Here is a 7,981-nt window from a genome sequence, read left to right on the forward strand (position 1 = left end):
GGCGCTTACCGTAGAGAGCAGCCCGCGCATACGATGCTTGCGGGAACACAGAACATGTCTGGCAAACCAGATGGAGGCACCGTGAGTGCAGATCAGGACGGCGCAAACCTGCTTGAGGTTCGCGGCCTCACAAAGATATTCGGCACGTTGACGGCGTGCGACCATGTCGATCTCAACATCGCCAAGGGCGAGATCCATGCGTTGCTTGGCGAGAACGGCGCCGGCAAGTCGACCCTGGTGAAAATGCTGTTTGGATCGCTGGAACCGAATTCCGGCGAGATTTTCTGGAATGGCCAGGCGGTCAGGATCACCAGCCCCGGCACCGCAAAAAAACTCGGCATCGGCATGGTTTTCCAGCATTTTTCCCTGTTCGAAGCGCTGACGGCGGCGGAGAACATCGCGCTGTCGCTGGATGACGGCTCGCCGATCAGTACGATCGCGGCCAAGGCGAGGGCGCTCTCCTACAGTTACGGCCTGCCTCTCGATCCGCTATCGCTGGTCGGTGATCTGTCGGTCGGCGAGCGTCAGCGCATCGAAATCATCCGCTGCCTGCTGCAGACGCCGCAACTTATCATCCTCGACGAACCAACTTCGGTGCTGACGCCGCAGGAGGCCGATAAGTTGTTCGAGACGCTCGAACGGCTGCGTTCGGAAGGAAAGTCCATCCTCTACATTTCGCACCGGCTGGAAGAGGTCAAACGGATCTGCGACCGCGCCACCGTGCTGCGTCACGGCAAGGTGGTCGGCCATTGCAATCCGCGCCAGGAAACCGCGTCTTCGTTGGCGCGGATGATGGTCGGCAACGAGGTGCTGGCCGTGGTGCGGGCGCCGGCCGAGGGTATCGAGACCGCGCCGGTGCTGCTTCAAATCCGCGAACTCACCCGCAAGCCGGCGACCCCGTTCTCGATCCCGCTCAGGAACATCAATCTCGAGGTCCGCGCCGGCGAGGTGATCGGCATTGCCGGTGTGGCCGGCAACGGCCAGGGCGAATTCTTCGAATCCGTTTCCGGCGAGGTGCTGCAGCAGGATGCCGGCTCGGTCCGCATCCGCGGCAAGGATGCCGGCGGCCTCACCATCACCGGCAGGCGTCTGATGGGCGCTGCCTTCGTCCCGGAAGAGCGGCTCGGCCATGGCGCAGCACCGCGCATGAAGCTTTCGGAGAACCTGCTTCTGTCGCGCCACGCCACCGATGGCAAGATGTTTGTCGGCGCCGGTGGAATGGTCAAGGGCGATGCGATCCATACCGCTGCCCAGCGCATCATAAAGGCAATGGACGTGCGCAAGAGCGCGCCGGATCCGGAGGCTGCGGCTCTTTCGGGCGGCAATCTGCAGAAATTCATCGTTGGCCGCGAACTCGACCGCCGGCCGAGCGTCTTGGTGGTCAATCAGCCGACCTGGGGGGTCGACGCGGGTGCGGCGGCCCACATCCGCCAGGCGCTGATCGAACTGGCGCGCAGCGGCTCGGCGGTGCTGGTGATCAGCCAGGACCTCGACGAGCTGTTCGAGATTTCCGATGCGATCACGGTCATGCACAATGGCGAATTGTCGAAGCCGCTACCGATAGCTGAAGCGACATTCGAGAAAATCGGGCTGCTGATGGGCGGCGCCGAACCCGGTCATGCCGAACATACGCTGGAGACGGCCTGATGCGCCTCGAACTTGTAAAACGCCCGCAGCGCTCGATGCTGTTTTCGGCACTCTCGCCTTTCATCGCTTTCGTTTTGACGATCATTGCCGGTGCCATCATGTTCGCGCTGCTCGGCGTCAACCCGTTGACCGCGTTCCGCATCTACTTCATCGAACCGATCAGCCAGGTCTGGCAGTTGCATGAGCTGGCGATCAAGGCCGCCCCCCTGATCCTGATCGCGGTCGGACTGTCGGTCTGCTACAAGGCCAACATCTGGAACATCGGCGCCGAAGGCCAGTTCATCCTGGGCGGCATTGTCGGCTCGATCATCCCCGTGCTGTTTCCGCAGTTCGAAGGCCCATTGGTGCTGCCGCTGATGCTTCTGCTCGGCATGGTCGGTGGGGCCGCCTATGCTGCAATCCCGGCACTGCTGAAGACGCGCTTCAACACCAACGAGATCCTGACCAGCCTGATGCTGGTCTATGTCGCCCAGCTCTTCCTCGATTGGCTCGTACGCGGGCCGTGGCGCGATCCGCAGGGCCATGGTTTCCCGCAGACCATCCAGTTCAACGACTCGGCGATACTGCCGGAACTCCTCCCGGAATCCGGCCGGGCAAACTGGGGATTTGTCTTCGCGCTGATCGCGGCGATACTGATCTGGATCCTGATGAGCCGTACGCTGAAAGGCTTCGAGGTCCGCGTGCTCGGCTCAAGCCCGAGGGCAGGGCGCTTCGCCGGGTTTGGCCTTAACCGCATGGTCTTCTTTGCCTTCCTGCTGTCGGGCGCACTGGCCGGACTTGCAGGGATTTCGGAGGTCTCGGGAGCCATCGGACAATTGCAGCCGGTGATCTCGCCCGGCTACGGATTTACCGCTATCATCGTGGCATTTCTCGGCCGGCTCAATCCGCTCGGCATCGTCGCCGCAGGCCTTGTGCTGGCGCTGACCTATCTGGGCGGCGAGGCAGTGCAAAGCGCGCTCGGCATCTCCGACAAGGTGGCGCGCGTGTTCCAGGGCATGCTTTTGTTCTTCGTGCTCGGCTGCGACACGCTCATCCATTACCGCATTCGCCTGACCGGCTTTTCCGCGCCGAAGCTCGAGGCAGGGCCGAAGCTGGAGGAAGCCCGCTGATGGACATCACCGTCAACATCCTCTTGACCATCGCTACGGCGGCGACGCCGCTGCTGATCGCGGCGATCGGCGAACTAGTGGTCGAACGTTCGGGTGTGCTCAATCTCGGCGTCGAAGGAATGATGATCATGGGTGCCGTCGGCGGTTTCGGCGCCGGCTATCTCACCGGCTCGCCTTGGATAGGGCTGTTGGCGGCAATCACCATGGGGGCAGTGTTCTCGCTGCTGTTCGCCGTCATGACGCTGTCGCTGGCCACCAATCAGGTGGCCACCGGCCTGTCGCTGACACTGCTCGGCCTCGGCCTTTCCGGCATGATGGGAACGAATTTTGTCGGCCAGCCGGGCGAAAGGCTGCCAAACCTCGATATTCCCGGCCTGACCGCAATCCCGGTCGTTGGCAGGCTGCTGTTCGGCCAGGATCCAATTTTCTACATCTCGATCGCGCTGACCGCCGCCGTCATGTGGTTCCTGTTCAAGACCCGCACCGGGCTCACGCTGCGCTCGATCGGCGACAGCCATGCATCCGCCCATGCGCTTGGCATCCATGTCATCCGCTACCGCTATCTCTCAGTGATTTTCGGCGGCGCTTGTGCCGGCCTCGCCGGCGGTCACCTATCGCTGGTCTACACACCGCAATGGGTGGAGAACATGACCGCCGGCCGCGGCTGGATCGCGCTGGCTCTGGTCGTCTTCGCCTCCTGGCGGCCCTGGCGGGTGCTGGCCGGCGCCTATATTTTCGGCGCGATCTGGGTTGGCCAGCTTCACGTCCAAGCCATAAATCTGCAGGACTTCGTCGACGCGCCCTGGTTGCTCTACAAGTTAATTGCGTTCTTAAAATCGTTTCCCTCGCAACTGCTTTCTTCGCTGCCCTATCTGGCAACCGTCGTGGTTCTCGTTCTAATCTCGCGCAACAAGCGTTTGACGATGATGAACACGCCGGCCTCCTTGGGCCAGCCATTCGTTCCGGATCGTTGACAACAAAAAGACGGAAGCTCCAAGGCTTAACTCAGAGAGGTAACACAATGAAAAAACTGCTTATTGCCCTGATGGCGGCGACGGCCGCATTGTCGCTGGCGGCATCAGCCGAGGCGGCGGACAAGCTGAAGGCGTGCTGGGTCTACACCGGCCCGATCGGCGATTTCGGCTACTCCTACCAGCACGACCAAGGCCGCCTCGAGGTGGAAAAGGCACTCGGCGACAAGGTCGAGACCGCCTATCTCGAAAACGTCTCCGAAGGCCCCGATGCCGACCGCGCCTTCGAGCGCCTGGCGCGCGAGGGATGCAAGATCATTTTCGGCACGTCCTTCGGCTTCATGGACCCGGAAGTGAAGATCGCGAAGAAATTCCCCAAGGTGATGTTCGAGCACGCCACCGGCTACAAGACCGCCGAAAATCTCGGCATCTACAATGCGCGTTTCTACGAAGGCCGTTACGTGCTTGGCCAGATCGCCGCCAAGCAATCGAAGTCGGGCGTCGCCGGCTACATCGTTTCCTTCCCGATCCCGGAAGTGGTGATGGGCATAAATTCCTTTATGCTCGGCGCACAGTCGATCAACCCGAACTTCAAGGCGAAGATCGTGTGGGTGAACTCCTGGTTCGATCCGGGCAAGGAGGCCGATGCTGCCAAGGCATTGTTCGATCAGGGCGCCGATATCATCGTCCAGCACACCGACTCGACCGCTGCCTTGCAGGTGGCGGAAGAGCGCAAGCTGCACGGCTTCGGCCAGTCCTCCGACATGATCAAGTTCGCGCCGCACGCGCAGCTGACCGCGCTGACCGACGAGTGGGGTCCCTACTACATCAGCCGCGTCCAGGCGGCGCTCGACGGCACCTGGAAGCCCGATAATGTCTGGCTCGGCATTAAGGACGGCGCCGTCAAGCTGGCGCCGTTCACCAACATGCCCGACGATGTCAAGGCGATGGCCGAAGCCACCACCAAGAAGATCGCCGACGGCTGGAACCCCTTTACCGGGCCGGTCGCCAAGCAGGACGGCACACCTTGGCTGAAGGAGGGCGAGGTCGCCGACGACGCCACGTTGCTCGGCATGAATTTCTACGTGAAGGGCGTCGACGACAAGCTGCCGCAGTAGGCGGTCGGAAACATATCGAACGAAAGGGCGCCACGCGGCGCCCTTTTCATTTTGGACGGAATATCAGACGGCTGAGCCGTAAAGGTCGTAAGCGTCGGCGCGCTCGACCTTGACCGTGACGATGTCGCCGGCGCGCAGTGGCCGCCGCGACTGGATATGGACCGAACCGTCGATTTCGGGCGCATCGTATTTGGTCCGGCCCTTGGCCGAATTGCCATGCGCCTCGTCGATCAGGACCGGCAGTCGCTTGCCAATTTTCTTGGTTAGCTGCGTTGCCGAAATCTTCTGCTGGCGCTGCATGAAGCGGTGCCAGCGGGCTTCCTTGATCTCCTGCGGCACTTGCTCGAGGCCGAGCTCGTTGGAGCGGGCGCCTCTGACCGGCTCGTATTTGAAACAGCCGGCGCGGTCGATCTTGGCCTCGTCCAGCCAGTCGAGCAGCATCTCGAAATCGTCGTCCGTCTCGCCGGGGAAGCCGACGATGAAGGTGGAGCGGATGGCAAGGTCCGGGCAGACGTCGCGCCAGCCGCGAATGCGCTCGAGCGTCTTTTCGCCATGAGCGGGCCGGCGCATGTTCTTCAGCACCTGCGGCGAGGCGTGCTGGAATGGGATATCGAGATAGGGAAGAATCTTGCCCTCGGCCATCAGTGGGATGACGTCCGCGACATGCGGGTAGGGATAGACATAGTGCATGCGCACCCAGACACCGAGCTTGCCCAGTTCTTCCGATAGATCGAGGAATTTCGCCCGCACTTCGCGATCGCCGAACATGCTGGTCTGGTATTTGATATCGATGCCGTAGGCGCTGGTATCCTGCGAGATGACGAGGATCTCCTTGACCCCGGCCTTGGCCAGCTTCTCGGCTTCGCGCAACACGTCGGCGGCCGGCCGCGATACGAGGTCGCCACGCAGCGCCGGAATGATGCAGAAGGTGCAGCGGTTGTTGCAACCTTCCGAAATCTTGAGATACGCATAGTGGCGCGGCGTGAGCTTGACGCCCTGCGGCGGCAAAAGGTCGACGTAAGGATCGTGGCTCGGAGGGGCAGCCTCATGCACTGCCGCCATCACGCTTTCATAAGCTTGTGGGCCGGTGATGGCGAGGACGTTCGGATGTCTTTCACGGATGACGTCCGGCTCGGCGCCGAGGCAGCCGGTGACGATGACTTTGCCATTCTCCGAAAGTGCCGAGCCGATGGCGTTGAGCGATTCGTCGCGAGCCGAATCGAGGAAGCCACAGGTGTTGACGACGACCAGGTCGGCACCGTCGTGCTTGCGGGCGATCTCGTAGCCCTCGGCGCGCAGGCGCGTGATAATGCGCTCCGAATCCACAAGGGCTTTCGGGCATCCAAGGCTGACGAAACTGACGCGAGGGGCGGACATCAAAGCTTTCCGGATTTTCAGGATCGGCGGCGCAGTATCACACTTGTCGCGGCATTGGTATGGGCGGCGGCTGCGGCGAAACGCAACCGCCAGCGTCGCCGAAGCTGAAAGGCCCGGCCGATGCGTGTTCGAGTCGATGCGTCAGCTCATCGCACTGCTGACATGCGGCAATACTTCCACAGCGCCTCGATAGATCATATCGAGTGCGACATAGAAGATGATCAAAAGGCCGATGTAGGCGATCCAGCGATGGCGGTGCAGCAGCTTGGCGATAAAGCTCGCGGCAAGGCCCATCAGCGCGATCGACAGGACGAGGCCGATCACCAGCACCTGGAAGTGATCGCGCGCCGCGCCGGCGACCGCCAGCACGTTGTCGAGTGACATCGACACGTCGGCGATGACGATCTGCAATGCCGCCTGACCCAAGGTCTTCTTGCGCGCCTTGCCGGCCACCATATCATCGCTGTTGATATCGGAATTGGACAGCGCTTCGGTCGCCTCCACCTCGTCGGCATGCGACGTGCGCAGCTCGCGATACATCTTCCAGCACACCCACAGCAGCAAGATGCCGCCGGCCAGCAGCAGGCCGACAATCTGCAGCAGAGTGACGGTGATCGCGGCAAAACCGATACGCAGCACCGTCGCCGCCACCACGCCGATGAGAATCGCTCTCTTGCGCTGCTCGACGGGTAAGCCGGCCGCGGCCAAGCCGATGACGATGGCGTTATCGCCTGCAAGCACGAGGTCGATGGCGATGACCTGGAGCAGGGCAGAGAAGCCCGCGGCAGTGAAAATTTCCATCGACTGGAAGTCCCTTGCTGGTTGGCCGCGTTCGCGTCGAATGCCTGGAGGGCCTAACGTGTATGGTTCCCGCGCGTCAAGGGACTGGTTGGAACACGGTCGGCAAACCGCCCGTTATTGCGGCGATATACAGAGTTTGCGACGATCGGCCCGAACACCGACAAAATGCGGCCACAGGTCGTGAATGCCTAGTTATAGAGATTGTATTTGGGCCAGTCGCTTTCCGGAATTTCATCACCGATCCGGTAGCGGAGCTGCAGGACTTCCATATGGTCCGGCGCTGTTTCGCATTTGAATTTCAGCCGGTACCACTGTCCCTTGCTGCGAAACGCAGCACCCGGGCTCTTGATCGCATCGGCGCCCATTTCGGGCGTCGCAAAAGCGTAGGCGACGACACGATCGGCTTTGTATTTGTGGTCGTCGCGGGTAATCCGGTCGAGAATTTCGGCGTCGCATCGCTGCTCCAGCCGGGTTTGCGGGTCGAGTTTCAGCAGGCCGGCGCGCAATGCGCTGTCCATCGCGCTGGCCGGCCAAGCCAGTATCATCCATGCGAGGACCGCAGAAAATAGTTTATTCATAGGCGGGAGAAGCACCATATTCGCGCGGAGAAAGCAACCCGACGAAGCGCGGCTGCGCGGCGGGCGACAGTCTTCGCTTTGTGGCAGGTTGTTGATTACGCAATGGTGTCACCGGTACTTTGGTATCGTTGCCACGATCAGCACCTGTCGCATCTCAGCGACGCGAGAGGTGGTGCGCTGCATGGGGCAGAGCGGCGGTTCTCCCCGAAGCGGGCCGGCCTGTTAAACCCAGGCAGTCAAAGAATCCGACGAGCGGAAAACTCGACATCATGCCTGCAGGATTGAAGATGCGCGACCTGAGACATAGGTGACGTTTTGTACCGGACACATGGGTAACACTTTTGGCTTTTGGCCGGAGGTGTTGATGCCGTGGAGAGAGT

Annotated in this window: 7 protein-coding genes; 4 read left to right on the top strand and 3 right to left on the bottom strand. The window is 61.5% G+C overall.

All coding sequences use genetic code 11. The features are described from left to right. Window positions 1-54: 54 nt before the first annotated feature. Genes NKH67_RS22585 through NKH67_RS22600 form a run of 4 tightly spaced genes read left to right on the top strand, consistent with a single transcriptional unit; the run spans window position 55 to window position 4,845 of the window. The gene (locus NKH67_RS22585; protein WP_502893792.1) at window positions 55-1,647 is read left to right on the top strand and encodes an ABC transporter ATP-binding protein; all 1,593 of its coding nucleotides are present in this window, start codon (window positions 55-57) and stop codon (window positions 1,645-1,647) included. Beyond that, window positions 1,644-2,756 carry an ABC transporter permease gene (locus tag NKH67_RS22590; RefSeq protein ID WP_353031846.1) on the top strand — a complete coding sequence of 371 codons (1,113 nt, stop codon included), beginning with the start codon at window positions 1,644-1,646 and terminating at the stop codon, window positions 2,754-2,756. Before NKH67_RS22585 ends, NKH67_RS22590 begins: the two co-directional genes overlap by 4 nt. Then, complete coding sequence (locus tag NKH67_RS22595) at window positions 2,756-3,730, top strand: ABC transporter permease (protein WP_352448916.1); 975 nt, start codon at window positions 2,756-2,758, stop codon at window positions 3,728-3,730. The genes NKH67_RS22590 and NKH67_RS22595 overlap by 1 nt, the downstream gene beginning before the upstream one ends. 47 nt (window positions 3,731-3,777) lie before the next feature. Continuing rightward, a complete protein-coding gene (locus NKH67_RS22600) occupies window positions 3,778-4,845 on the top strand; it encodes a BMP family ABC transporter substrate-binding protein (protein WP_352502446.1) in 1,068 nt (355 codons plus the stop codon). A gap of 63 nt (window positions 4,846-4,908) precedes the next feature. Here NKH67_RS22600 and rimO read toward each other — a convergent pair whose 3' ends face one another. The 3 genes from rimO to NKH67_RS22615 all read right to left on the bottom strand — a co-directional run bounded on the left by rimO (window position 4,909) and on the right by NKH67_RS22615 (window position 7,619). Then, window positions 4,909-6,222 carry a 30S ribosomal protein S12 methylthiotransferase RimO gene (gene rimO / locus NKH67_RS22605; protein ID WP_352502447.1) on the bottom strand — a complete coding sequence of 438 codons (1,314 nt, stop codon included), beginning with the start codon at window positions 6,220-6,222 and terminating at the stop codon, window positions 4,909-4,911. Between the two features lie 141 nt (window positions 6,223-6,363). Next, the gene (locus NKH67_RS22610) at window positions 6,364-7,023 is read right to left on the bottom strand and encodes a TerC family protein (protein ID WP_352471865.1); all 660 of its coding nucleotides are present in this window, start codon (window positions 7,021-7,023) and stop codon (window positions 6,364-6,366) included. A 188-nt stretch (window positions 7,024-7,211) separates the two neighbouring features. Beyond that, window positions 7,212-7,619, bottom strand: coding sequence for a DUF930 domain-containing protein (locus NKH67_RS22615; protein ID WP_352471864.1), 408 nt, complete (start codon window positions 7,617-7,619; stop codon window positions 7,212-7,214). Window positions 7,620-7,981: the final 362 nt, after the last annotated feature.

Source organism: Mesorhizobium sp. M0968, assembly GCF_040319065.1.
Taxonomy (GTDB): domain Bacteria; phylum Pseudomonadota; class Alphaproteobacteria; order Rhizobiales; family Rhizobiaceae; genus Mesorhizobium.